The sequence below is a fragment of the Dactylosporangium sp. NBC_01737 genome, assembly GCF_035963215.1.
Lineage (GTDB): Bacteria > Actinomycetota > Actinomycetes > Mycobacteriales > Micromonosporaceae > Dactylosporangium.
Map to the genome: position 1 here is coordinate 772,774 of NZ_CP109153.1, position 24,429 is coordinate 797,202.

Here is a 24,429-nt window from a genome sequence, read left to right on the forward strand (position 1 = left end):
CGCTTGTCCGGCCGGCCCCGCCCGTTGCGCGGGGCCGGCCCTTATAGCGGCCTTATACCGGTCTTTCGTCGGCCTTTGGCCGGTTGGCTTCCAGTTGACCCGGCGGCAGTGATGGGCTTAGTTTTCATCCACATCGATACTCGATGAAAATTCCGACCGCCAACGGAATGCTTCGGGAGGCACCGCCATGCCCATCAGCCACACCCCGCCACGGCCCGTCCTGGCCGCCGCCGCGCTGGTCCTCGCGACCACGCTCGGCGCGGTCGCGGTCACCGCCGCGACCACGAGCCAGGCCGACGCGGCCGCGAACAGCTGCGGCAACGTGTTCGACGACTTCAGCTACGCCTCGTCCGCCGACGGGAACTTCACCGGCCACGGCTGGGTCCCCCGCGGCAACGCGGGCGGCCCCGGCGTCCCCGGCGCCACCTGGTCGCCGGCGCAGATCACGTTCCCGTCCTCCGGCGGGCAGAAGGTGATGCAGCTGACCGCGTCGACCAACGGCACCGGCGCCGGCACCAGGCACGCCGAGGTGTACTCATCGCAGAAGCGCTACTTCGAGGGCACCTACGCCAGCCGCATCCGCTTCACCGACACCCCGGCCGCCGGCAACGACGGCGACCACATCAACGAGACGTTCTTCGCCATCAGCCCGCTCAACGGCAACATGGACCCGACCTACAGCGAGCTGGACTTCTCCGAGTATCTGCCCAACGGCGGCTGGGGCGAGACCGGCCCGATCAACTACCAGACGAGCTGGTACACGTATCAGCCGGACCCGTGGATCGCCGACAACACCCACTCCGAGCAGCGGCGCAGCTTCGACGGCTGGCACGACCTGGTCGCCCAGGTGTCCGGCGGGCACGTCAAGTACTACATCGACGGCGCCCTCGTCGGCGACCACTCCGGCAAGTTCTACCCGCGGCAGACGATGACCGTGAACTGGAACCTGTGGTTCATCGACACCGCCACCCACACCGGCGGCACCTCCACCTACGTCCAGCAGGTCGACTGGTTCCTGTTCGCCCGCAACCAGGTCCTGTCGCCGGCCGCGGCGACCGCGCAGGTCGCGGCGTACCGCGCCGCCGGCAGCGCCTTCACCGACACGTTCGACACCGCACCGCCGTGCGGCGGCACCGGTGCCGGCGCCATCATCGGCAACGGCAGCAACCGCTGCATCGACGTGCCGTCCTCCAACGCCGTGGACGGCAACCGGCTGCAGATCTGGGACTGCAACGGCACCGGGGCGCAGCAGTGGACGTTCAACAGCGACGGCTCGGTGCGGGCGCTCGGCAAGTGCATGGACGTGTCCGGCGGCTCCACCGCCGACGGCGCGGTCGTGCAACTGTGGACCTGCAACGGCACCGGCGCCCAGAAGTTCACCCTGACCGCCGCCGGCGACCTGGTGAACACCCAGGCCAACAAGTGCGTCGACGTGCAGAACGTGGCCACCGCCAACGGCTCGAAGCTGCACATCTGGACGTGCAACGGCGCCAGCAACCAGAAGTGGCACCGCTAGAGGTTCGTGGCCCGGCCCTGCTCCGCGGCGGTCTGCGCGACCGCCGCGGAACGGTACCGCCGTCAGGCCTCGCGGGCCGCGCCGTCAGGTCTCGCGGGCGGCGCCGGCGGGCCAGCGCACGTCGACCGGCACGTGGCGGGCACGGGCCTCGACCACGAACGCGCCGGTGCCGCCCCGGCGCTCGGCCGACAGCCCGTCCCACACCGCGATCAAGCGGTCGCAGGAGTTGAGGATGTACCGGTTGGCCGCCTCGTACGCATCGCGACCCGGCCTGCGGAACGGCATCTCGCGGACCGTCGCCGCGGCCCGCAGCAGCTCGTCGAACCGGCTGCGGTGCTCCGGCCGGACCATGGCGTCGCCGTAGCCCGCGCACGGCAGCACCACCTCGAGGGCGCCGCCCAGCGCGAGGACCACCTCGGCGAAGATGGTGTCGGCGCCCCGGGCGAGGCAGCTCACGCCGACGAACCCGCTCTGCCGCAAGGGTTGCAGCGCCTGCCGCAGGTCGTCGCGGACCAGTTCGACGGAGCTCGCCGTCAGGTTCATGTGACCGGTCACCCCGATCCTCTGCACCACCACCGTCACAGGGTGCCAGGCCAGTCATCGCGATGTGGACCTGTCCCCCACGGCCACGGGTGCCGAAGCATGGGCTGCGGGAAGGGAGCCCACTGATGATCATTTCGGAAGCGACGACCCTGCTGGCCCGCACCCCCGACGCGCTGGGCGCGCTGCTGCCCGGCCTGCCCGACGAGTGGCTGCACCGCGACGACGGCGAGGGCACGTGGAGCGCGTACGCCATCGCCGGCCACCTGCTGCACGGCGACGCCACCAACTGGCTGCCCCGGATCCGGCTGATCGTGGAGCACGGCACCGGCCGCCCGTTCGCGCCGTTCAACCGGGTCGCGATGCTGGACTGGGAACGGGAGCCGGTCACCGCGCTGTTGGACCGTTTCCGGGTGGCCCGGGCCGGCAGCCTGCGGGAGCTCGCCTCGCTCGGACTCACGCAGGACGACCTGACCCGGTCCGGCACCCACCCGGAGTTCGGCACGGTGACCCTCGAACAGGTCCTCGCCGCCTGGGTCGCGCACGACCTGACCCACCTGGCGCAGATCGGCGAGGTCCTGGCCGGCCGGTACCGCGACGAGGTCGGCCCGTACCGCCGCTACATGCCTGCCCTGGAACGCACCGCCCCCGCCGAGTGAGCCGGCGCCTTTACGCCGGCGCCTTCGCCGGCGCTCCGGCCGTGGCGCGCTGCCCGGTGACCGGGCGGCGGCGGGCCGGCAGGCCGAGCAGCGGGTTGGCGACGGCCCAGGCCGCGCCCTTGCAGACCCACTCCTTGTAGACGGCGGCGAACCGGCCCGTCAGGACCGCCCGCACGGCGCGGTCGTCGGCGGTGACGTACTGGATCAGGCCCTCCCTGCGGCCCAGGGAGATGCACTGGTTGAAGTAGCGCAGCGGCGTGTGCGGCAGCTTCCCGCCGGTCAGGCGCGCCGCGATCGCGTCGGCGGCCTGCCACGCCGTCGGCATCCCCGACGCGCATGACATCCGCAGCGGCTTGTCACCGGGGCCCATCACCATGGCGGCGTCGCCGACGGCGTACACGTCCGGGTGTGAGACCGACCGCATGGTCCCGTCGACCACGATCTGGCCGGCGGCGGTGACCTCCAGGGTGGTCGCCTTCGCGATCGGGTGCACCGCGAAACCGGCGGTCCACACGGTGACCGCGGCCGGGATGGCCGTGCCCCCGGTCGTCACGACCCGGCGTGCCTCGACGGCGGTGACGGTGGCGTGCTCGTACACCGTGATCCCGAGCCCGCCGAAGACCTTCCGCAGGTGCTCGCGCCCCTTGGGCGACAGCCAGTCACCGAGCGCGCCGTGGGTGGCGAGGGCGACGTCGAGGTCCGGGCGGGCCTCGGCGAGCTCGGTCGCGGCCTCCACGCCCGTGAGCCCGCCGCCGACGACGACCACGGCCTGCCCGGCGTCGAGCCCGGCGAGGCGCTCGCGGAGCCGCAGCGCCCCCGGGCGGCTCGCGATCTGGTGCGCGTGCTCGGCGGTGCCGGGGACCCCTTGGTCGTTCCAGCCGCTGCCGAGGGCGTAGACGAGCGTGTCGTACGCGAGTTCCGTGGTGCCGTCGGCGCCGGCGACGGTGACGGTCCTGCGGTCGGCGTCGACGGCGGTGACCTTGCCGAGCCGCAGCTCGACGCCCGTGCCCGCGAACATCGCGCTGAACGGCCGGGGCTTGAGGGCCTGCCCGGTCGCCAGCTGGTGCATGCGGACCCGCTCGACGAAGTCGGGCTCGGCGTTGACGAGGGTGATGGCGACGTCCTCGCGGCGCAGCCGCCTGGCGAGCCGCCCGGCGGCGACGGCTCCGCTGTACCCGGCGCCGAGAACGATGATGCGGTGCTGCATGGCAGTGCTCCTGTCCTGCGTGGTGTGCCCCTTGAACCGGGCAGCCCACCGTTTCCTGACAGCACCGCCGTGTGAAGCACCTCACACGGCGGTCAGAAGGCGTTGAACAGGGGTTTCCCGTGGTCGCCGGCCGCCGCCCAGACCGCGGTCGCACGCTCGAGCTTGTCGGGGTTGACCTGGTTGCGGACCCCGGCGATCCCTTCGGCGGTGACCTGCAGGCACATGACCCCGATGACCCGCCCGTCCACGACGGCCACGACGGCGGGGCCGCCGTTGGCGGTCCAGGCGTAGATCTCGGGCGTCCCACCGGCGTAGGCCCGCTTGGCCTCGCCGGGGGTGAACAGCCCCCGCAGGAACTTCGCGACCGCGAGCGCACCCTCGAACGCCTTCGCCCGCGCCGGGACCTTCCCGCCACCGTCGCCGATCGACACGGCGTCCCCGGTGAGCAGCCGCACCAGCGGCTCGGTCCGCCCACTGGTGGCGGCCGCCAGGAACTCCTCGACGATCCGCCGCGCGGCTGCCTCGTCGATCTCCGTGCGCGCCTTGCCGTCCGCGACGTGCTGCTTGGCCCGGTGGAAGATCTGCTGGCTGGCACCCTCGGTGATGTCGAGGATCCCGGCGATCTCCCGGTGCGGGTAGTCGAACGCCTCCCGCAGCACGTACACCGCCCGCTCGCTGGGCGTGAGCCGCTCCATCAGGGTGAGCACCGCGTAGGAGACGGACTCACGCTGCTCGGCGGTGTCGGCCGGGCCGAGCATCGGGTCGCCGGCCAGCAGCGGCTCGGGCAGCCACTGCCCCACGTAGACCTCGCGGCGCGCCCGCGCCGATGCCAGCTGGTTGAGGCACAGGTTGGTGAGCACCTTCGTCAGCCACGCCTCGGGGACCTCGACCCGCTCGACGTCGGCAGCCTGCCAGCGCAGGAACGTCTCCTGCACCGCGTCCTCAGCCTCGGCCGCCGACCCGAGCAGCCGGTAGCCGATCGCCTCCAGCCGCCCCCGGACCGCCTCGAACCGCGCAACGTCCTCCCCGGTCAAGGCCATACCCGATCCTAGCCCCGGCACCAGGGACATCGACGCCGCAACCGTCCGTCCGTCAGATCACGGGTACGGATGGAACGAACGTGGGATCCCGGCGGAGGAACGATGGCGGCGTTTGGCATTGATCTGGGCACAACCTACTCGTGCATCAGCCGGGTCGACGGCTCGACCGGCGAGCCCGTGATCATCCCGAACGAGGCGGGCGAGGACACCACCCCCTCCGTCGTCTACTTCGAGTCGGCGTACAAGGTGCAGGTCGGCGCCGACGCGAAGAACGTCGCCCGGACCGACCCGGACCACGTCGTCGCGCTGATCAAACGGGACATGGGTCGCAAGAACGTCCAGCTGAACTTCCACGGGCTGCCGTACACCCCGGAGAGCGTCTCCGCGCTGATCCTCAAGGACCTCGTCAAGTCCGTGAGCCGGACCACCGGCGAGACGGTCGAAAGCGTGGTGATCACCGTGCCTGCGTACTTCGGCGTCGCCGAGCGGCAGGCCACCCGGGTCGCCGGCGAGATCGCCGGGCTGGATGTCATCAACGTGATCGAGGAGCCGGTGGCCGCGGCGATGTACTACGGCCTGCTCACGCCCGGCGCCAACCGGACGATCCTGGTGTACGACCTGGGCGGCGGGACCTTCGACACGACGGTGATCAAGCTGGTCGACGGCGACGTGACGGTCGTGTGCACCGACGGCTCCCACAGCCTCGGCGGCGCCGACTGGGACGAGGCCGTCGCGACGTACCTCTTCGACTACTTCGTCGCCGAGGAGCCCGGCGCCGGTGCCGAGGACAGCGAGGAACTGCTGCAGGATCTGATGCTGGTCGCCGAGAAGCTCAAGATGTCGCTCTCGGTGCGCCAGACCGCCGAGCAGGCGATCAGCTTCCGGGGCCGGACCGTGCGGGCCCAACTGAGCCGGGCCGCGTTCGAGGAGATGACGGCCGACCTGCTGGAGCAGACGCTGGAGATCACCGACCGCACCCTGCACACCGCCCGCGAGAAGGGCGTCGACAAGATCGACGAGGTGCTGCTGGTGGGCGGGTCGACCCACATGCCGATCGTGTTCACCCGGCTCGCCGAGCGTGTCGGCGTCACGCCGAAGCGCAAAGAGCCGGACCTGGCCGTGGCCAAGGGGGCCGCGCTGTTCGCGGTGCACGAGACCGCTCGGACCCGGCTCACCGCGGCGGACGGCAACGGCCGCGGGAGAAGGGCCGCGGTGAGCGCGGAGCGTCTGGCCGACGAGCTCGGCGTGCCCGTCGGCACCATCGAGAAGATGCAGGGCAGGAAGGTCACCACGGTGGTGCCGCGCGCGTTCGGGGTCATCGTCCTGGAGGACCTGCCGCCGGAGCCGGGAAAGCCGGAGCCGGAGGAACCGGCGATGCACCTGGTGGTTGAGCACCTGCTGCACGCGAACACGCCGCTGCCGACCGAGCGGGTCACCAAGCAGTTCGGCACGGCGGTCGACAACCAGCGTGAGATCCGGATCGAGATCTGGGAACAGGCGGGCGACGTCGAGTCGCGCCAGCCGACCGACAACACCAACATCGGCGAGGGTCTCATCAAGCGGCTGCCGCCGCTGAAGAAGGGCTCGCCGGTCGACGTCACGTTCCAGATGACGGAGGGCGGCAAACTGTTCGTCGAGGCGAAGGAGCTGCACACCGGGCTGACCCTGAATCTCGAGCTGCAGATCGGCGAGATGACCCCGGGCCAGGTCGCCGACGCCCGCGACGCCGTCTCCCGGCTCAGCTAGGCCTGGTCCCTCGCCGGACCCGGCCCACCTGCGGCGCGACCACCGCCGGCACCCCCTGCACGAGCGACGAGCGGGGGGTCATCTCCTGCACGATGCGGTCGACCGACGGGCCGAGGTAGCGGGCCTGGGCGCCCACGAAGGGCGTCTCGCCGTTGATCGCCAGCAGCCGCCGCGACCAGCGCAGGTCGTGCCAGGCCCGCGTCGCCGACACATACAGCGGATGGTGCTCGGCCCGCATCGGCCGGGCGCTGCGCAGCTTGAGCAGCTCGGCGACCTCGGCCCGCAGCCGCGCTGCGCGCTCCTTGTCGCCGCCGGTCTCCTCAAGGTCGGCGACGAGCAGGACGGCGACCCCGGTGAGACGCTCGTCGCCGAGCTGCCGGGCGGCCGTGACCGCCTGCCGCAGCGTCGCATCGGCAACGGGCGTACCGGCGTCGCGCAGGGCCCGGCCGCACTCCCGCAGCGCGTGCGCCAGCGCGATCCGGTCGCCGATCTCCCCGGCCACATACGCGGCGAGGTCGAACCGCTCGGCCGCCTCGGCCGCCGCTCCGGCCGCCTGCGCCAAGGCCCCGAGCTGCCACGCCGCGTCGACCGCCTGGTTCGCCGCCGCGCGCCCGCAGTCGCGGGCCATGGCCAGCGCACCCTCGTAGTGGGCCCGGGCGGCGTCGCGGTCCCCGGCCTCCTCGCCGCTCATCGCGCCGTCGCCGGCGCAGAGCAGGCCGACCGCGGCGTACGGCCCGGCCGGCAGGGCCGCCGCGGCCTGCGCGCACCGCCGTGCCGTTGCCCGGGCCCCGGCCTCGTCGCCGGTGCGGTGCTGCGACCACATCAGCCGCACCAGGCACCACAGTTCCGGGGCGGGCTGCCCGGTGCCCTCGACGAGCGCGACCGCCTTGCTCAGCGCCGTAACGGCCCCCGAGTGATCGCCGCGGTCGGCCCGGCACCGGCCGATCTCGCGCCAGGCGCCCCAGACGAGATCGATGTGCCGGTGCTCGTCCGCGATCTCCAGGCAGTTGTGGCAGAGCTCCTCGGCGAGCACGGTGTTGCCGCCGTCGGCCTCGATCCGGGCCAGGTGCAGATCGCACTCGGCGATCGCGCGCCGATGGCCGATGTCCAGTGCGCGGTTCTGGGCCGCGTGCAGCCACTGCCGCGCCGTCGTGTCCTCGCCCCGCTCCCGCTCCAGCAGGCCCCGGACCAGGCAGCACGCGACCAGCGCGGTCGCGTTGCCGGCCAGCCGCGCGCGCTGGAGGCCGGCCATGGTGAACGCGACCGCCTCCTCCGTCCCTCCGTACGTCTCCGCCAGGGTCGCCAGCTGGATGTTGCAGGCGATCCAGAGGGTGTCGTCGCCGGCCGTGACCGCCTGCTCAAGGCCCGCGGTCAGGGCCTGCGTGGCCGCGTCCCGATCGCCGAACGCCGCCATGCCCCGGTACAGGTGCGTCGTGCCGATGAGGCGCGCATTGCCGAGCCGCTCCGCAAGCGCCAGGGCGATCCGGAAGTACTCGGCGGCGCCGGCCGGGTCGCCCAGCGCCGCCGAGACCCGGCCCAACTGCTGGTAGACGACGACGAGCCCGGGCTGGTCGTCCAGCTCGCGCAGCAGCCCGAGCACCGACTCGTAGGCCGCCCGGGCGTCGCCGTGGTAATGCAGTTCCGAGCACATGTCGCCGTGCAGTTGCAGGCACCGGGCCTGCAGGGGGACGTCCCCCAGCTGCTGGGCCAGGTCGATCGCGTGCTGCAGCAGCTCGCCGGTGTCCTCCGGGCGGTCGCTGACCATGTTCACCGCGCCGAGCTGCAGTGACGCGGTCGCGGCCAGCCGCATGATGTCCGGCTGGGTCGCCTGAAGCTCCCAGGAGTCGAGCAGGTGTTCGTCGGCCAGCGCAGTGTCGTCGAAGGCCAGCGCTAGCCGGGCCAGGTCGTCGTCGGTCGTGCTGAGCACCGACTCCTCACCGAGCCGGTTGACCAGGTCCAGCGCGCCGACGCTCCACCGCTGCGCGTCGTCGGGGTCGCCCCGGTCGAGCGCGAGCGCCCCGAGCTGCTGATACGAGGCGGCCAGTACCGCCTCGGCCCGCGGGCTGTGGTCGAGGTCGGCGCCGTTCAACGTGCGCACAGCGGTGCGGTACCACTCCTCTGCCGCCGCCGGGTCGCCGCGCAACTGCGCGATGACGCCCATCTGCTGCTGGCTCGTCGCCACCCCGACCTGGTCGCCGGACCGCTCCGCCAGTTCGAGGCAGCGGGTCTGCCGCTGCGCCGCCGTCTCGTGGTCGCCGCGCAGCGCCGCGATCTGTGCCCGTGACTGCAGGAACGCGGCCGCCTGCGGAACGTCGCCGGGCAGCCGGGCAAGCGTCTGCCCGCACAGCGCGTCCTCCTCGTCGTACGCACCCCGGGCCCGCAGACGGGCGCACAGCTCGGCCGCGGCCGCCACCGCGGCGTCGGCGTCTCCGGCAGCCCACAGGTGGAAGTGCGCCTCCCGCAGGTCGGTCAGGTCGCCGAGCCCGTAGATCTCGGCCCGCCAGCGGTGGTAGGCCGCCGCGCGGGCATGCAGGTGCGGCCGCTCGGCCGGGTCGGCCAGACCGGCCAGCGATCCGGCCGTCCAGCGGTGGACCAGGAACCGCTCACCGTCGTCCTCGCCGGAGTGCGCCGGCGAGAGCAGGCTCAGGTCGAGCAGCGTCCGCCGGGCCGCGTCGAGGCCCGGATCGCGGGCGGGGTAGCGGGACCCGAGCAGGTCGCGGTGGAGCTGCTCCTGCTCGGCGCCGGGCAGCGGCAGCGTGTCGAGGGTGCCGCCGGGCCGGGCCCGCAGCCGGTCATACACCGCGCGGAGCCGGGCTGCCCGCGCCGGGTCGGCCGGCCGGTCCGGGGCCATCACCCAGTTGAGCCCCTGCTCGTCGACCGGCGTCCGGAACACCGACGCGGCCATCAGCAGCCGCTGCGCGGGCATGCCGTCGAGGCGGTGGAAGAGGGCGTCCAGGAGTACCTCGGCCGCACTGGTCGCCTTCACCACGTCCAGCGCGGCGCTGAGCGAGTGGGTCGCCGCTGCCGACCGGTGCACGCCGCGCGCCTCGAGGGCACTGGTCAGCCGGGCGCTGACGGTGTCGAACGCCCGGCCCCGCTGGGCCGAGCGCCGCGCGCCCGGCGCCGGCTCCTCCTCGCCGTGCCCGGCGCTGAGCAGCGCATCGAGGTATTCCAGGCAGCGCGGGTGCCCGCCGATCTCGCGATAGGCCCGCTCGCGCTCGGCCGGGCCCAGGTTGTACACCCACGGCAGCCGCCACAGCAGCTTGCGCGCCTCCGCGCCCGAGAGCTGGCCGAGATGGAGCTTGGCCAGCCGGCCCGGCTTGCGCAGGTCGCGCAGCGACTCCGCCATCCGCAACGTGATGATGAGCAGCGCGCCGGGGCCGAGGTCGAGCCAGCGGTCGAGGAAGTCCAGCAACTCGGCCCCGGCGACCGGCACCGCCGCGGCTTCGGCCAGCGTCTGCCCGGGCTCGAGCCCGCCGAGCGGATCGCCCAGGGGATCGTCGAGCAGCAGCACGACGCGCTGCCCGTCGTTGAGCACGTCCGCGAGCGTGTCCAGCCGATCCCGCCAGGACAGCGTCTCGTCGGCGAGCTCCCCCACGAGCTCCAGATCGGCGCCGGGGCGCCGGCGCAGCTGCCGGGCCACGAGCCGGAGGATCTCGCCCGGGCTGTTCGGGCCGTGCAGGGTCACCACGGCGCGGTCATCGGCGCCGATCTCGTGCAGCATGGCCCCGGCGAGGGTGCTCTTGCCGACCCCGCCCATCCCGTGGATGAGCACCCCGCCGCCACGTCCCCGGGCCGTCTTCAGCAGCTGCCGCAGCTCCCGCCGGCGGCCGACGAAGTCCCCGAGGTTCAGCGAGCTGATCTCCCGGTGGATGACCGGCCTGCGGGGGCGGCGGACCGGTTCGGGCGCGCCCGGGTCGAACAGCACGAGGGAGCGCACGCGTGTGAACAGCGCCGGGGTCGCCCACTCGACGACGTGGTGGCGGGGGTCGTCCTTGGGCAGTTTCTGGCGGTCGGCCTCGCAGGCGCGCCGCGCCTCGCTGAGCGCCGCCAGCGGGTCCGGGGCCTCGGGTTCCCGCGCGAGCTGACGGTACATGCGGGCCAGCAGGTCGGTCGCGTAGAGGTCGTCGACGGGCTCGGTCATCGCCAGCACGGCCGGGACGCCGTGCTCCAGCAGCGTCTGGGCGTAGCTCGGCAGTGCGTTGTTTCCGGCACGGGCGGTCGAACAGCCCGCGAGCACGACCAGCGGGACCATCCGGCCGGGCACCAGGACCCGATCGAGGAACGTCGCCGCGTCCACCTCGTCGACGTCCCCGTCGGGCTTCTCCAGCTGCAGCAGGCCCCCGTTGGCGTGGCACGAGATGTGCAGGACGTGGAAGCGCTCCTCCTCCAGCGCCTCGCGGATCGCGGACACCGAGCCCCAGTTGAGGATGCGCACGTACGCCTGCTCCTGGCGGGCCGATTCGACCTGCTCAAGGATGGTCGCCAGCTCGTGCTCGTAGTCCAGCAGCGCGCCGCCGCCGTGGTCGGGGCTGGCGATCACGGCCAGGATCCGCAGCGGGCCGGGCACCCGGGCCTCGACCGTGTCGCCGAGCCCCGGGACCGCGCGGTGCAGCAGCACGTTGCGCAGCAGCACGAGCGGGCTCTCCTCCCCGACGACGCTCAGGCTCTCCCAGGACACCTCGTTGAGCGGGGAACCGGCGGCGATCTCCACGCCGAGGCGCAGCCGGCTGCCGCGCCGGTCGCAGGCCCGCACCAGTTCGCGCAGCGCGTCGCCGACGGCGCCGTCCAGCATGATGCGGGCGGGGGCGGGGACACCCTCGGTGGACAGGTCGCGCATCTGGCGGTGCCGCCGGCCGGTGGCACCCGGGTCCTGCAGCAGCGTGACGATCCGGTCGCCCGGGGCGGAGGCCTGCGCCGCCCACGGCGTGGTGAGCGTCAGCCGCGGGCCTTCGGCGTTGGCCTCGACACGCAGCGTGGCCAGCACCGGCCCCTCGGGCACCCGGTCGAACTGCGACGCCGTCGGCACGGCCGAGACGCCCGCCCGGCGCGGCGCGTCCCGCACCGTGTCGAGCAGTTCGGGCAGGCACCGGTCTACGTCGGCCCGGCTGCCGACACCGATGAGGTTGATCGGCTTGAAACGGTCCAGCAGCGCGGGCATCCGCGCGGCGGACACCAGGACCGGGATCAGCCGCAGCCTGCGCTGGTCGGCAAGGCGGATCATCGCCGCGTACTGCGGATCGCGCTCGAAGTCCGCCCCGTCACTGACGAAGATCAGGCCGGTCCGGGCCCGGCGCAGCGCACTGTCCAGCTCGACGGTGGTGTCGTCGCCGGGCCGCAGGTCCGCCTCGGAGCGGTACGTGGACAGATCCTCGGTCCGCAGTCGGCTCTCGAGGTACACGGCCAGCTCCTGCGCATCGGCCGCGTGCGCCAGCACCACGTCGATCGGGCTGCCACCGATCCGCTGATCGTCCATGCAGGGTCCGTTCGGCTCGACGTCGTTCGATCAACGCGCGAGGGCTCGGTCACTCGCGGTGGCGACGCTACCACCAGCAGGCACGGCATCCGGTCCTGCGCGAGGACGGGTCCGGGGACCGTCCGTCCGTCAGTACCGGACCAAAGGCACCGGCCGTCCGGCTCGTCGACCGGAGATGAGGACGCATGACCACATTCGGAATCGACCTCGGCACCACCTATTCGTGCATCGCGCACATCGATGCCGACGGTCGCACCGTGATCAGCAAGAACGCGGACGGGGACGAGGTCACCCCGTCGGCGGTGTTCTTCGAGTCGGCCAGCAACGTGATCGTCGGCAAGCAGGCGAAGCTCGTCGCGAAGATCAGCCCGGACCAGGTGGTGACACTGATCAAACGCAGCATGGGCCAGCCCGGCGTCACGCTGACCTTCCACGGCGTCGCGCACACACCCGAGTCGATCTCCGCGCTGATCCTCAAGGAGCTGGTGCAGGCGGTCGAGCAGACGACCGACGAGAAGGTCACGGACGTGGTCATCACGGTGCCCGCGTACTTCGGGATCCGGGAGCGCGAGGCGACCCGCAACGCGGGCGTGATCGCCGGGCTCAACGTGCTCAACCTCGTGCCCGAGCCGGTGGCGGCGGCACTGCACTACGAGGCCCTCAGCGCCGGTCAGGACCAGACCATCCTGGTCTACGACCTGGGCGGCGGGACCTTCGACACGACCGTCATCCAGATGCGCGGGCACGACATCAGCGTGGTGTGCACCGAGGGCGACCACGAGCTGGGCGGCGCCGACTGGGACGAACGGATCGCGGGCTGGCTGCTGGAGCGGTTCATGGCCGACAACCCCGAGTCCGGCGCGCAGCAGAGTGAGGAGTTCCTGCAGCAGCTGGCCAACGAGGCCGAGGACATCAAGCGCTCGCTGAGCCGGATGGAGGCCAAGGGCCACAGCATGAGCTTCGACGGCGGCAAGGCCCGGGTCGAGCTCACCCGGGTCGAGCTCGAGCGGATGACCGCCGACCTGCTCGACCGCACCTTCCAGATGACCCAGCGCACCATCGACACGGCCCGCCAGAAGGGGGTCACGACGTTCGACCAGGTCCTGCTGGTCGGCGGCTCGAGCCGGATGCCGGCGGTCGTGGCGGGTCTGCGCGAGCGGTTCGGCTTCGAGCCGCGGCTGACCGACCCGGAGTCCGCCGTGGCCAAGGGGGCCGCCCGGTTCGCGCTGATCGAGTCGGTGAAGATCGCGCTGCCCGATCGCGACGACAGGACCGACGCCGAGCCGGCCGCGGTGAGCGTGGTCGCCGCGCAGCTGGGCATCTCGACCGAGCAGGTCGAGACGCTGGCCGCGAAGCGGGTCACCAGCGTGGTGCCGCGGGCCTTCGGGGTGCAGGTCCAGAACAAGCGGCACCCGGACGCGGATGGGGACGGCAACATCGTCGATCACATCCTGCGGGCGAACGACGCGTTGCCGGCCAAGCCACCCACCCGGCAGTACTACACCTCGTCCCCGGACCAGACCGAGATCGAGCTGCCGGTGTACGAGCAGGCCGGTGAGGTCGAGTCGGCCCGCGTGGACGCCAACCGCCAGATCGGCACCGGGCTCATCTCCGGGCTCCCACCGCTACGGCAGGGATCGCCCATTGACGTGTTCGTCGAGATGGGCGAGACCGGAGCGCTGCGGGTGCGGGCGGTGGAGCTCACGACCGGCCGGGAGGCGCTGGTCGAGCTGCAGGTCGACGGGCTCACGCAGGCCGAGGTGGCGCAGGCCCGCATCGCCGTGGCGCAGTACGCCGTCGGGAACTAGACGATGACGTTCGACCGGGACTCCTACAAGACGTCGGTGCTGGACCCTGCCCGGCGCGCCGGCAACGTGCCGCCCGCCGACCTCCTCGTCCGCTACGGGCTCAACCGCTCCGAGCTGAGCTCCGATCAGGTCGTGACCGCCCGGATCGCCGAGGTCTGCGGCTACTGGAACTCGCTGCGGGCTGGCAACAACAAGTTGTACAAGACGCTCGTCGATGCCCTGCTCGGGGCGCACGCCGATCTGGAGCAGCGCGGTGAGCTGACCGCGGCGGCCTTCAGGGCCCAGCGGGACAAGGCCGAGACCGAGGCCCGCAAGCGCCTCGCGCTGCGGGTGGGCTCGATCGCCAAGTCGCTGTCCTGCGTGACGCTGGAGACCCTGGCCCGGCTCGTCGAGGACGGCGCCGGGATGCTCAGCGAGCGCGAGGTGCGCAACGAGCTCGGCAAGCAGGGCATCCGCATCATCGAGGCGCCGTGGGCGATCCCGGCCGCGCCGCCGCTGCCCGCGGCACGCAAGCTGCCTGACCATCTCACCGTGCTTGGGCTGCGCCTGTCGGTCGAGATCGTCCTCGGCGCCGACGGGCTCCGTGCGGGTTTCTCACTCAAGCAGGGCTTCCGCGCCCAGGGCGGCAAGGTCCTCGGCAAGGACACGCTCGACAGCGTCCGCGAGCGGATGGCGACCCGCGGGCACGACCAGCGCAAGACGGCCTCGAACTCCATCATCACCGTGCTGCAGCTCGCGCTGGACACCCCGGGCAAGCTCGACGAACTGCTGATCTGGGAGCTGTCGGCCATCCTCCGCCGCGATGTCGCGGCCGGGCTGCCGGTCAGCGCCGTCGCCGACTCGGCCATCGAGCTCGGGCTCGACCCCGCGGAAGCCCAGGAGCTCGCGGTCACGCTGATCTCGGCCGGTGCACCGGCCGCGCCCGACACCGCACCTGACGCCGGCGAGCAGGTCGAGGAGCTGATCCGGGCCGGCGACCTGCGCGGCGCCGAGGAACTGGTCCGGTCGCTGCCGGCCGACGCCGTGCGCCAGCCGACCCGCGACCTGCTCGACCGGTCGCGGGCGGAGCTGGCGAAGCTCGTCGCCGAGGCCGACGCCGCCCATGCCGGCGGCGACACCGAGCGCGAGGCGGAACTGCTCGCGCAGGTGATGCTGCGCGACACGGACGACGACCTCCGGCGGCGGCTGGACCGGATCCCGCCACCGCCGCCGAGCGACGTCGCCGTCATGGCCGACGGCGACCGCATCGTCGTGAGCTGGCGGCACAGCCAGACCCGCACCGGCAGGACCCGCTACCGGGTGCTGCGGTCGGCCTCCGGCCCGGTCACCTCGGCCGAGGCACACGGGCTGATCGGCGAGGTCGAGACCGACTCCGCCGTCGACCCGCGACCGCCCGTCGGTGTGCCCAATCACTACACGGTGTTCGCGCGCCGGGGTGACGGCGCCTGGTCGGCCGGGGTCGCCGGCGGGCCGGTCGCCATCCTGCCGGAGGTGGGCGGCCTGACACTCGACGCCACCGCCACGGCGGTCAGCGGGGCGTGGACCGTCTCGCCGGAGGCGATCGACGTGGAAGTGGAGCGCGCCGACCCGGCCACCGGGGCGACCGAGCGGGTGGCCCTGCTCCCGGGCGGTAGGGAGGGCTTCCTCGACGAGGCCGTCCGGACGGGCGTGCTCTACGAGTACCGGGTGCGGGCGATATACCGGGGCGCGACCGGCGACCGGCTGGCGACGGTCGGCGCCGTGGCCACGATCCGGCCGCAGGACGAGCCGGTCGCGGTCGCGGACCTCAGCGCGGAGTCGCTGATGACCGGCGGCTCCCCCGTCATCGAGCTGCGCTGGACCGAGCCGGCCGCCGGGGTGGTGGAGGTGCGCTCGGCGTCGGTGGCCCCGTCGTGGGCCGCGGGCGCCGCCGTCCCGCTGGAGGTCGTGCGCTCCTACGGCCGGCGCCACTCGGGGGTGCCCGCCCGGACCGCGGACGGCCGGTCGGCGCTGCGGGTGCCGGCCCGCGACGGCACCACGTACTTCACGGTCGTCAGTGTCGGGCTGCGCCACGCGATGGCCGGCAACGTCGTGCGGCACACCGGCACCCGGCCGGTGTCCGACCTGCGCGCCAAGCGCCTCGGCACCCGGATCCGGCTGAGCTGGATCTGGCCCGACGAGGCGGCCACGGCCCTGGTGACCTGGATCGGCGAGGACGGCCGGGGCGAGCAGGAGTGCCTGCGGCGGGAGTTCATCGACGACGGCGGGTTCACCCTCGACGCCGGCACCGGCGCCGTCGAGGTCTCGGTGATGACGCTGACCCGCGACGCGGGCGGCCGGGTGCTCTCCGCGGCCGAGACCCGCCGGGTCCCTGCGCGGCGGCCGCACGTGCGTTACAGCTTCGACCGCCGCGGGTTCTGGCGGCGGCGCACGGTGCTGGTGCTCACCGCCGACGATGCCTGCGAGGTGCCGCCGATCGCGGTGGTCCGCGGCCGGACGCACGCCCGGCCCGAGGCCCTCGACGGCGGAGAGGTGATGGCGCGGATCCCGCGCAGCCGCATCGCGCCGGACCAGCCGGTCGAACACCCGCTCGGCTCCAGCCGGCAGGTCGGGCCCGTCCCGGTGCTGGCCTGCTTCATCGACACCACATCCGCGCCCGACGGCGGGCCGGACGGCGGCCCGGTCTTCGGACCGGCCTGAGCACAGGTGGGAGCGCAGATCCGATGGCGAAGTTGTACTGCCCATACTGCTACGACGAGTTCGCGGAGAAGGCGATCGAGTTCCGCTGCGCGGGCCGCGTGTCGCCGACCGGCAAGCCGGCCTGCAAACGGACGGTGGACCGGATCGCCCGCGACGTCCTCGGCGACGCCGAACTGAAGTTTCCCGCGTTCGCGGCCGACGGCCGCAAGCTCAAGGCGACGCACAAGGACGCCTGCGAGGTGGAGACGTTCATCCGGCTGTGCCCGAAGTGCCACTCCCAGCTGCCGAACCACTTCGGCAAGGTGGAGTCCCGGATGATCGCGCTGATCGGGGCGAAGGAGTCGGGCAAGACCGTCTTCGTCACGGTGCTGCTGCACGAGATGATGAACCGCGTCAGCCGCCGCTTCGGTGTGTCGGTCCTGGGCGCCGACGACGAGACCCGCAGCCACTATCGGCGCGACTACGAGGATTCGCTGTACCACCAGGGCCAGCTCCCGGACATCACCAGGTCGGCGACCGCCGGGCGCCGCCGCCGGCCGCTGGTGTTCAGCTTCGCCATCAACCAGAAGCGGTTCGGCCGCAGCCGGGTCGACCGCAGCGTGCTGTCGTTCTTCGACACCGCCGGCGAGGACCTGACCAGCGCCGACAGCGTCGAGCTCAACACGCGCTACCTCAACAGCGCCGACGGCATCATCCTGCTGCTCGATCCGCTGCAGATGCTCGGCGCCCGGCCGCTGATCAACGACGACGCCGAGCTGCCGGCCGTGGCCGAGGTGAGTGACCTGCCGGAGCACGTCCTGGGCCGGGTCATCAACCTGCTCGAGCGTGACCTGCGCCCCTCGGGCCGCGGCAAGATCAAGAAGCCGATCGCCGTCGCGTTCTCCAAGATGGACGCGCTCACCTCGGCACTGCCCGAGGACACGCCGCTGCTGGCCGAGCCGGCCGAGGTCCCGCAGTTCGACGAGGCCGACAGCCTGACCGTGCACCGCCACATCGAGCAGCTGCTGCACAAGTGGCAGGGCGGCAATCTCAACGAGACCCTGAACCTCCACTTCGAGCAGTACCGCCTGTTCGGCCTGTCCGCGCTCGGCAACAGCCCGGTGACCGCGGACGGCGCAGGGGGCGGCCGCCGCGTGTCGCACCACGGGATCCAGCCGATCCGGGTGGCCGACCCGTTCCTGTGGCTGATGAGCGAATTCGGCGCGATCCCGAAGAAGCGAGGCTGACGTGGCGCTGGGCCAGCTCTACTACACATCGTGCCGGACCGGCATCACCGGCTACCCCGGCTACCAGTTCAACGCGGTCACGCCGGGCATCCCCCTCGACGTCATGCGCGACGTCGAGGGCCTCACCGCCTACGAGCCGCCGCGCTCGCTGACCGCCGCCGGCGTCGACCTCGACCGGTACCCGGTCAACCTCTGCCACCTCCCCGGCGACACCACGGTGGTGGCCAGCGTCGAGTTCGTCGGTGAGGACTACTCCCGCCGGTCCGGCAACTACTTCGCGCACGCGCTGGTGGCCGCCGATCCGGAGCACGACCTGGCAGGGTGCCGGCCGATCGAGCTGTGGCGCTCCCACGGCTGGGTGACCGAGCCGGTCGAGCACGCCGACCTGCCGGAGCTGCCGCAGCCACCGAGCCCCGGCCCGCTCACCCCGCAGCTCGTCGGCGACTCCCTCACCGGCGGCGGCAACGACCACCATCTCGGCGCGATGCTCACAGCGGCCGAGGCGGCGATCCAGCGGGGCGAGCGCAAGCTCGTGATCATCGCCGACGACTGTGACACCGTGGCGCACTGGATCGCCGCGCTGACCTACCTGCTGCCGCCCGCGCTGGCCCGGCAGATGTCGTTCATGACGTACAGCCGCCAGCCCCGCTACAGCCGCACCACGGTCGTCGGCGCGCTGCCCGAGGTCGACATCGAACGCACCGCGGACGGCTTCGAGAGCTACTACCTGTTCGACCTCAGCGCCGACCGGGCCAGCGACCTGACCGTGCACCCGCTGGCCCGCCTGCTGGCCGAGGTCGGCCCGGCGGCCGGGCCGATGCTGTGGGAGCGGGCCGAACGGCACGCGACCGGCACCGAGCGCGACTTCGACGACCTGTACCCCATCGCGGTGGCCGCGACCGTCGGATGGTCCGAGGGCCCGCTGGAGCCGGAGCTCGACCCGCTGCCGCTGATCGACTGGCTGCACCGCAACGCCGCGACGCTCGACCCGGACCTGTTCACCGCGGTCGGCGACGCCGCGACGGCGGCACTGCGGGAGGCGGCCGGGCGGCCCGGCGGGCCCGGCCCGGAGACCGTCGTGGAGCAGCTGGGCCGGCTGGCGGAGGCCGCCGACGGGCGCGGGCTGCCGCAGCTGGTGCCGCAGATCGAGGTGGCGCTGGTCGGCACCATGCTCGCCGCGGACACCCGGCCGCCGAAGGACCTCGCGCTGCGCAGCGAGATCGGCCGCCGCAACGCCACCGACCAGCTGACGCAGCGCCTGCTCGGGATGCCGGTCGACAGTGCCGGCGCGTACCTGCTGTGGGCCCGGCGGATCGGCCTCAAGCTCGACAATGCGGCCCTGCTGCGGGTCGGTACCCAGACGATCGGCCCGGCCCTGCTGGCCGGCGGCGGATCCGAGGTCCTCGATGTCATGCGGGCGTGGCTGCCGGTGCGGGAGGGCGCGATCCGGCACCTCGCCATCGTCGCCGGCAAGGACCCGGATCCGGTCATCGCCCTGATCGCCGCACGGTCCGGCGACCTCGAGCTCGACGACAACGACCTGGACGCCAGCCCCGCGCTGGCCGAGGCGGTCGTGCTCGCCGACGTGCGCGTGGGGCGCGTGCGACCGGTCGAGGCGCTGCTGACCCTGACCGCGGCCCGGCGGGCGCAGGGCCTGGAGCCGGCGGTCGACGAGGACCTCCTGCAGCGGCTGTGGCCCACCGACGGGTTCACCTGCGGACAGGCTCTGGCGGTGCTCGACCGGCTCCACGAGCACGACCTGGCCGACCCCTGCGTCGTGGACCGGCTCGGTGCCGCCGCGCAGCTGCAGCCGCCGCTGGATGAGCGGGCCGCGTACGACCTGCACACCGACCTGGTCAACCGGCTGGCGGAGTCGGCTGTCTTCGGCGACCTTCCGCCCAAGGCGCGCAAGCACATCCAGGAGCTGCGCCTGGCCGACACCGCGGCGGGACGCGTGGTGGGAGCGTCCAGCACCGCGCGATTCGAGGACGCGTTCGAAGAGCTGCGGGGCCTGCTCACCGGCCGCAGCGCAACGGCCGCGCGTCGGCAGCGCGTCGAGGACGAGCTGCTACGTCAGCACAAGAGGATCAACCTCACCCGCCTCCTGATACCGATCAGGAGGCTGCCGAACCTGCGCCAGCGGCTCGTGGCCGAGCTGGCCGGCGAGGCGGGGCGAGTCGATCTGGAGGCCGCCGCCACGCTCTGGTACTGGCACTACGAGCTCGGCCGGGACCCGGACGCGGCGGCCCGCAACGCGCTCGACGACATCGACAAGGCACTGCTGCCGGTGCTGAAGGGCTGGCGGCGGCGAGATCTCCAGTCGCTGTCCGAGCAGCTGCGCGATATGCGAGCGCTCGGCTCCGCCCACACGTTGCAGACCTGGATGGACGGTGACGGGTCGGGGCTCCTACGCAAGATCGCGCGCACGGTCGTCGGGCGCACGGTCGGCGGCAAGGGCGGCCGGCCCGACAAAAGCGGCAAGAAGGATTGATCCCTCCTCACCCCCGGGAGACAAGTTGGACGCCGGCCAGGTGGCAAAGATCGTCGCCTCCATCTTCTTCGCACCCGTCCTCGTGGCGCTGTTCACCGTCCGCTACTTCGTCGTGGCACTCGTGCAGTACGGCCGCGGCCTGACCTCCGGTCTCGGCATCGGCCGCAACGCGGAGCCGGTGCCGCTGCCCTCCGTCTCGAAACAGCCCTCCGACGGGCGCGAGCCGGCCTACAAGCAGTACCTGTTCGGGCAGATGTGGGCCGACGTGCGCCAGATCGGCAAGCTGGTCTGGCGGTATCAACGCACCAGCATGCACGGCGCGTTCGAGAAGAAGGCCAAGCCCCAGTTCGTGCCGGAGCAGCCCTCCACCGACCCGAACGTGCCGTTCGGCGTCGCCTACGCGGTCGCGATCGGTCTCGGCTTCCTGCTCGCGACCGTGGTGCTGGCCGCGGTCGCCGCGCTCCAGGCGACCGCGTTCGGGCTGCTCCTGGTGCTGTCCATCGGGCTCATCTACCTGCTGCGGGTGGTCGACACCGGGCTGTTGCAGCTGCGGGGCATCCGGATCACCTGCTCTAACCCGAACGACTACGGGCGGGTGCCGTACCCGTCGTACAAGTGCGCGACCTGCGGTGCCATGCACCACGACGTGCGGCCGGGGCGCTACGGCGTGCTGACCCGGACCTGCGCCTGCGGCAACAAGCTGCCGACCCTGCTCATGCTCGGCAGTCACCGCATGCCGGGCTACTGCCCCAAGTGCCACGAACCATTGCCGCCCGGCTCCGGCCAGGCCCCGGAGATCGTCCTGCCCGTCTTCGGCGCCAGCAACGCCGGCAAGACGCAGCTGATGGTGCTGCTCGCCCTGGCCGCGCAGGAACGCTTCGAGCGCAGAGGGCAGAAGGTCGAGCCGGCCGACGACTACACCCGGGACTGGATCAAGGACCAGAGCCAGCACATGTCGAAGATGGGCATGCCGCAGAAGACCGCCAAGGAGCTGCGGGCCCCGTACGTCCTGCACATCCGCTCCGGTCGGCGCGGCAGCCGGACGCTGAAGATCTTCGACGTGGCCGGCGAGATCTTCGACACCAGCGAGCACATCGACGGCCTGCGGTACGCGATGGCCGCCCGGACCTTCGTCTTCGTGCTCGATCCGCTGGCCATCGAGCGGTTCTGGACCTCGCTCGACGACAAGCTGCGCACGAAGCTGGCCAGCGTCCGGTCGGTCCGGGAGCCGGCCAGCATCTTCGAGAACGCGACTGTGGCTTTCGAGCAGATGGACCTCACCCTGACCCGGACCCGGCTGGTGGTCGCCGTGAGCAAGGCCGACCTCGTCGAGGCGGAGCTCGAACAGGCAGGCGTCAGCAGCGACGCCTCCCTACGGACCTGGCTCTGCGAGGACCTCGACCAGATCAACATGGTCAACGCCATGGAGCAGCGCTTCGCGAGCGTCGAGTTCGTGCTGACGTCCGCGGTCCGCCGCGACGACACGGTCGACGACAGCGTCGTCCGCTTCATGGACGCCGTCCTCACCAACGAGGGCGTCAAGCAGCACCGCTGACGAACGGAGAAACAACGATGATCCGGGTGTACCACCGCTGGCGTGTCGGCATCCTCTGCCTGTGGGGCGCGTCAGCCCTCACCGTCCTGGCCGCACTGGTCCTGATGGTCACACGCGCTTCCGCATGAGCCACGTCATGGTCAGCAGCCGACCATGCCCTTCCACCCAACGGCGCCGACGAAGATCGGCCGCGGATGTCGGTCCATGACGGCCACAGGCTGCAGATCGGTGACCACAACACGCAGGCGAACGTGGGTACGGAAGGGTCGAGACTGCCGGCACAACGGGTCGCTGCCGGCACGGTGGTAGACAACCTGCCGGCGCCGTCGTCCGGGGATGTTCGTCGGCCGAGACCCTGACGGTGCTGGCCGAGCTGGTGTGGTGGGTGAACGCGGACTCGGTGGAGAACGTGGGCCTGGCCTGGCGACGTCAACGGCGCGGTTGCATCCCGTGGCGGCCCTCGCGGACGGTGCAGGCGTTGGGCGGTCGGGTGGCTGCCTTCGCGGCCCTTCGGGATCAGCTACGAGAATTCAGGCAGATCCCGCTGACTGAACACGACAAGCGCCACCACCCGGGAGGGCAGCGGCTGTCGGCCACACAGCCCGGCGCACGACGTACACCACCGAAACCGAGACCCCAGCGCTGCTGAGACCGAGTCGGGCAGCCAACCGGTTTTGAGGGGGTGTGGGTGGAGCGAAGCTCCCCCACTGGGGAGCACGGCGAAGCCGTGCGCGAAGAACCAACTCCACGCCAACGCGAAGCGGCGCAGCCCGCTGAGCAGACTGCGCCAAACGTGGGCCGGAGGTATCGCGATGCGAACCCTGCTCACGTGGTGGTCGGTGACCCTCTGCCGCTGACTCTTCGCAGGTCACGCGGGCAGAGTGAGGCCCGATGACCGTCCCGATGAGCCGCATCGAAGCTGCACTTGCTCGACTCGGCAAGCATGATCCGTTCTCCACTGCCCTTTGGGCGGGGCCGCCGCTGCCCACGCCGAAGGCGGTCCGGATTCGGTTCGTCGTGGAACTCGTCGCCCACCTGCACGACTCACTGACCGACAGCCTGGTCACGGAGCCGGAGGCGTATCAGACCTTCGTGCGGGCCGTCTCGATGCTCAACACCTTCCTCCCTGAGGGGAGTCGGCGATGACGGACGAGCATGGCTGGCCGCCGGTCCGGTTCTTTGACGCCGAAAAGGTCAACCCGTTCCAGGTGTTGCTCGAACTACACAGCCACGCGATCGGACGTCCCGCCACGCCGAGCCAGCACGACGTCCTCGCGGAGCTGGCGCTCGCCGCGGCGGTCGTGTCGTGGTGGAGCCGATGGCAGCCGATGTCCATCCACGCCGCCCTACGAACGGGGGCGGACCTGGCGGACGTGGCCGCCGCGACTGGGCTGGACCCGGCGGACGTGATCCGGAGGTGGCTGCGATGGGCCGAGGTCCAGACCCGGTTGACCATCGGCGGACGTCCGGCCGTGGACGTCGAGGAGGTCCGGACCATCGGGCGGCGGCTGCGGATCGAGGTGGACCTGTGACACCGACCCGTCTCGCCCGAAACGTCAGCACGGCGGCCGTCGCGACGATCGCGGCGTGGTCCTCCTGGAGTCACATGGTCCACGTCGCGCTGCGGTACGGCGAACGTCCAGAGGTCGCCTACGTCCTGCCGATCTCGGTCGACGGGATGCTGATCGTGGCGTCCGCCGCGATGATCGAGGACAAACGCAACGGGCACCGGGTCCGCTGGTCAGCGCGGATCGCGTTCATAGCTGGTGTGGCGGCCAGCGTGGCCGCGAACATCGCCGCCGCTCAGCCTACGGTCGGCGCGCGCATCGTCGCGGCGTGGCCCGCCGTGGCGATGCTGCTCGTGGTTGAGATGCGCTCGCGTGCCAAACCAGCCAACCCCGGTACGGACACCGCACCACCAAACGAGGACAACGCCGACAACCGCACAGACGGCATGGCGTCCACGACCCTCAACGAGTCGCTCGCAGGCCCCGCTAAGTCATCGTCCGATCCCGCCCCCGAGCCGCCCACTTTGGTCCAGGACAAGCCGCCTGCCGATACGTCGCACAGCGTCCGTCGTCCACGCCGTCCAGGTCCGACAGCGGACGTCATTGCAAGGATGCTGGCAGAACATCCGGACGCCCGTCCCGCCGACATCGCCAGAGAGGCCGGCGTATCCGAGAGACATGTCCGTCGCCTGTTGACGTCCGGTGCATCCACGACCGGCTCAGACCAGAATCCGACGACAAGCTCCGACAACAGCGGTAGGACGTCTATCGAGCGCAATAGGTAGCAAACTACCCTTCCGCGTTAACCTTCCAGCTCCAGATACGACAACGCCGCCCGACATGCGCCGTAGCACTGATGATGCCGCAGCGGAGGCGCACCACGGCAGTCGTCGCCAGCTCGAATCCCGACCCTGCGGATTAAAAGTCCGAATTCCGAGCATTGAGCTATTTTCGGACGGTAATCGGCGAGCGTCCGCG

General features: G+C 72.0%; 15 protein-coding genes. 11 read left to right on the forward strand and 4 right to left on the reverse strand.

Going from position 1 to position 24,429, the window contains the following annotated elements:
- Positions 1-187 precede the first annotated feature (187 nt).
- Entirely contained in the window at positions 188-1,516 is a 1,329-nt protein-coding gene (locus OHA72_RS03505; protein ID WP_327006412.1) for a ricin-type beta-trefoil lectin domain protein, read from the forward strand.
- An 84-nt stretch (positions 1,517-1,600) separates the two neighbouring features.
- On the opposite strand, the gene OHA72_RS03510 is transcribed toward OHA72_RS03505, so the two are convergent.
- Positions 1,601-2,092 carry a hypothetical protein gene (locus tag OHA72_RS03510; RefSeq protein ID WP_327006413.1) on the reverse strand — a complete coding sequence of 164 codons (492 nt, stop codon included), beginning with the start codon at positions 2,090-2,092 and terminating at the stop codon, positions 1,601-1,603.
- A 92-nt stretch (positions 2,093-2,184) separates the two neighbouring features.
- Between OHA72_RS03510 and OHA72_RS03515 the strand changes: the two genes are divergently transcribed.
- A complete protein-coding gene (locus OHA72_RS03515; RefSeq protein WP_327006414.1) occupies positions 2,185-2,715 on the forward strand; it encodes a DinB family protein in 531 nt (176 codons plus the stop codon).
- 10 nt (positions 2,716-2,725) lie between these two features.
- Here the strand turns inward: OHA72_RS03515 and OHA72_RS03520 are convergent, their stop codons facing one another.
- Together OHA72_RS03520 and sigJ are read right to left on the reverse strand one after the other, a co-directional pair.
- Entirely contained in the window at positions 2,726-3,922 is a 1,197-nt protein-coding gene (locus tag OHA72_RS03520; protein WP_327006415.1) for an NAD(P)/FAD-dependent oxidoreductase, read from the reverse strand.
- 92 nt (positions 3,923-4,014) lie between these two features.
- Positions 4,015-4,962, reverse strand: coding sequence for an RNA polymerase sigma factor SigJ (sigJ, locus tag OHA72_RS03525; RefSeq protein ID WP_327006416.1), 948 nt, complete (start codon positions 4,960-4,962; stop codon positions 4,015-4,017).
- Between the two features lie 102 nt (positions 4,963-5,064).
- On the opposite strand from sigJ, the gene OHA72_RS03530 reads away from it, so the two are divergent.
- Entirely contained in the window at positions 5,065-6,708 is a 1,644-nt protein-coding gene (locus OHA72_RS03530; protein WP_327006417.1) for an Hsp70 family protein, read from the forward strand.
- Here OHA72_RS03530 and OHA72_RS03535 read toward each other — a convergent pair.
- Complete coding sequence (locus tag OHA72_RS03535; RefSeq protein WP_327006418.1) at positions 6,701-12,184, reverse strand: CHAT domain-containing protein; 5,484 nt, start codon at positions 12,182-12,184, stop codon at positions 6,701-6,703. The two genes, OHA72_RS03530 and OHA72_RS03535, sit on opposite strands and share 8 nt — an antisense overlap.
- Before the next feature lie 185 nt (positions 12,185-12,369).
- On the opposite strand from OHA72_RS03535, the gene OHA72_RS03540 reads away from it, so the two are divergent.
- The 8 genes from OHA72_RS03540 (at position 12,370) to OHA72_RS03575 (ending at position 24,236) form a co-directional block, all read left to right on the forward strand.
- Entirely contained in the window at positions 12,370-13,992 is a 1,623-nt protein-coding gene (locus tag OHA72_RS03540) for an Hsp70 family protein (RefSeq protein WP_327006419.1), read from the forward strand.
- Between the two features lie 3 nt (positions 13,993-13,995).
- Positions 13,996-16,671: a fibronectin type III domain-containing protein gene (locus tag OHA72_RS03545; protein ID WP_327006420.1), complete on the forward strand. Its 2,676-nt coding sequence runs from the start codon at positions 13,996-13,998 to the stop codon at positions 16,669-16,671.
- A 23-nt stretch (positions 16,672-16,694) separates the two neighbouring features.
- A complete protein-coding gene (locus OHA72_RS03550) occupies positions 16,695-17,897 on the forward strand; it encodes a TRAFAC clade GTPase domain-containing protein (RefSeq protein WP_327006421.1) in 1,203 nt (400 codons plus the stop codon).
- A gap of 1 nt (position 17,898) precedes the next feature.
- Positions 17,899-20,388 (forward strand): GTPase-associated protein 1-related protein, encoded by a 2,490-nt coding sequence (locus OHA72_RS03555; RefSeq protein ID WP_327006422.1) that lies wholly within the window; start codon positions 17,899-17,901, stop codon positions 20,386-20,388.
- A gap of 40 nt (positions 20,389-20,428) precedes the next feature.
- Positions 20,429-21,943, forward strand: coding sequence for a TRAFAC clade GTPase domain-containing protein (locus tag OHA72_RS03560; protein ID WP_327006423.1), 1,515 nt, complete (start codon positions 20,429-20,431; stop codon positions 21,941-21,943).
- An 891-nt stretch (positions 21,944-22,834) separates the two neighbouring features.
- Complete coding sequence (locus OHA72_RS03565; RefSeq protein ID WP_327006424.1) at positions 22,835-23,089, forward strand: hypothetical protein; 255 nt, start codon at positions 22,835-22,837, stop codon at positions 23,087-23,089.
- The gene (locus tag OHA72_RS03570; RefSeq protein WP_327006425.1) at positions 23,086-23,475 is read left to right on the forward strand and encodes a hypothetical protein; all 390 of its coding nucleotides are present in this window, start codon (positions 23,086-23,088) and stop codon (positions 23,473-23,475) included. The genes OHA72_RS03565 and OHA72_RS03570 overlap by 4 nt, the downstream gene beginning before the upstream one ends.
- Positions 23,472-24,236, forward strand: a complete 765-nt coding sequence (locus OHA72_RS03575) for a DUF2637 domain-containing protein (protein WP_327006426.1) — start codon at positions 23,472-23,474, stop codon at positions 24,234-24,236. Before OHA72_RS03570 ends, OHA72_RS03575 begins: the two co-directional genes overlap by 4 nt.
- Positions 24,237-24,429 lie beyond the last annotated feature (193 nt).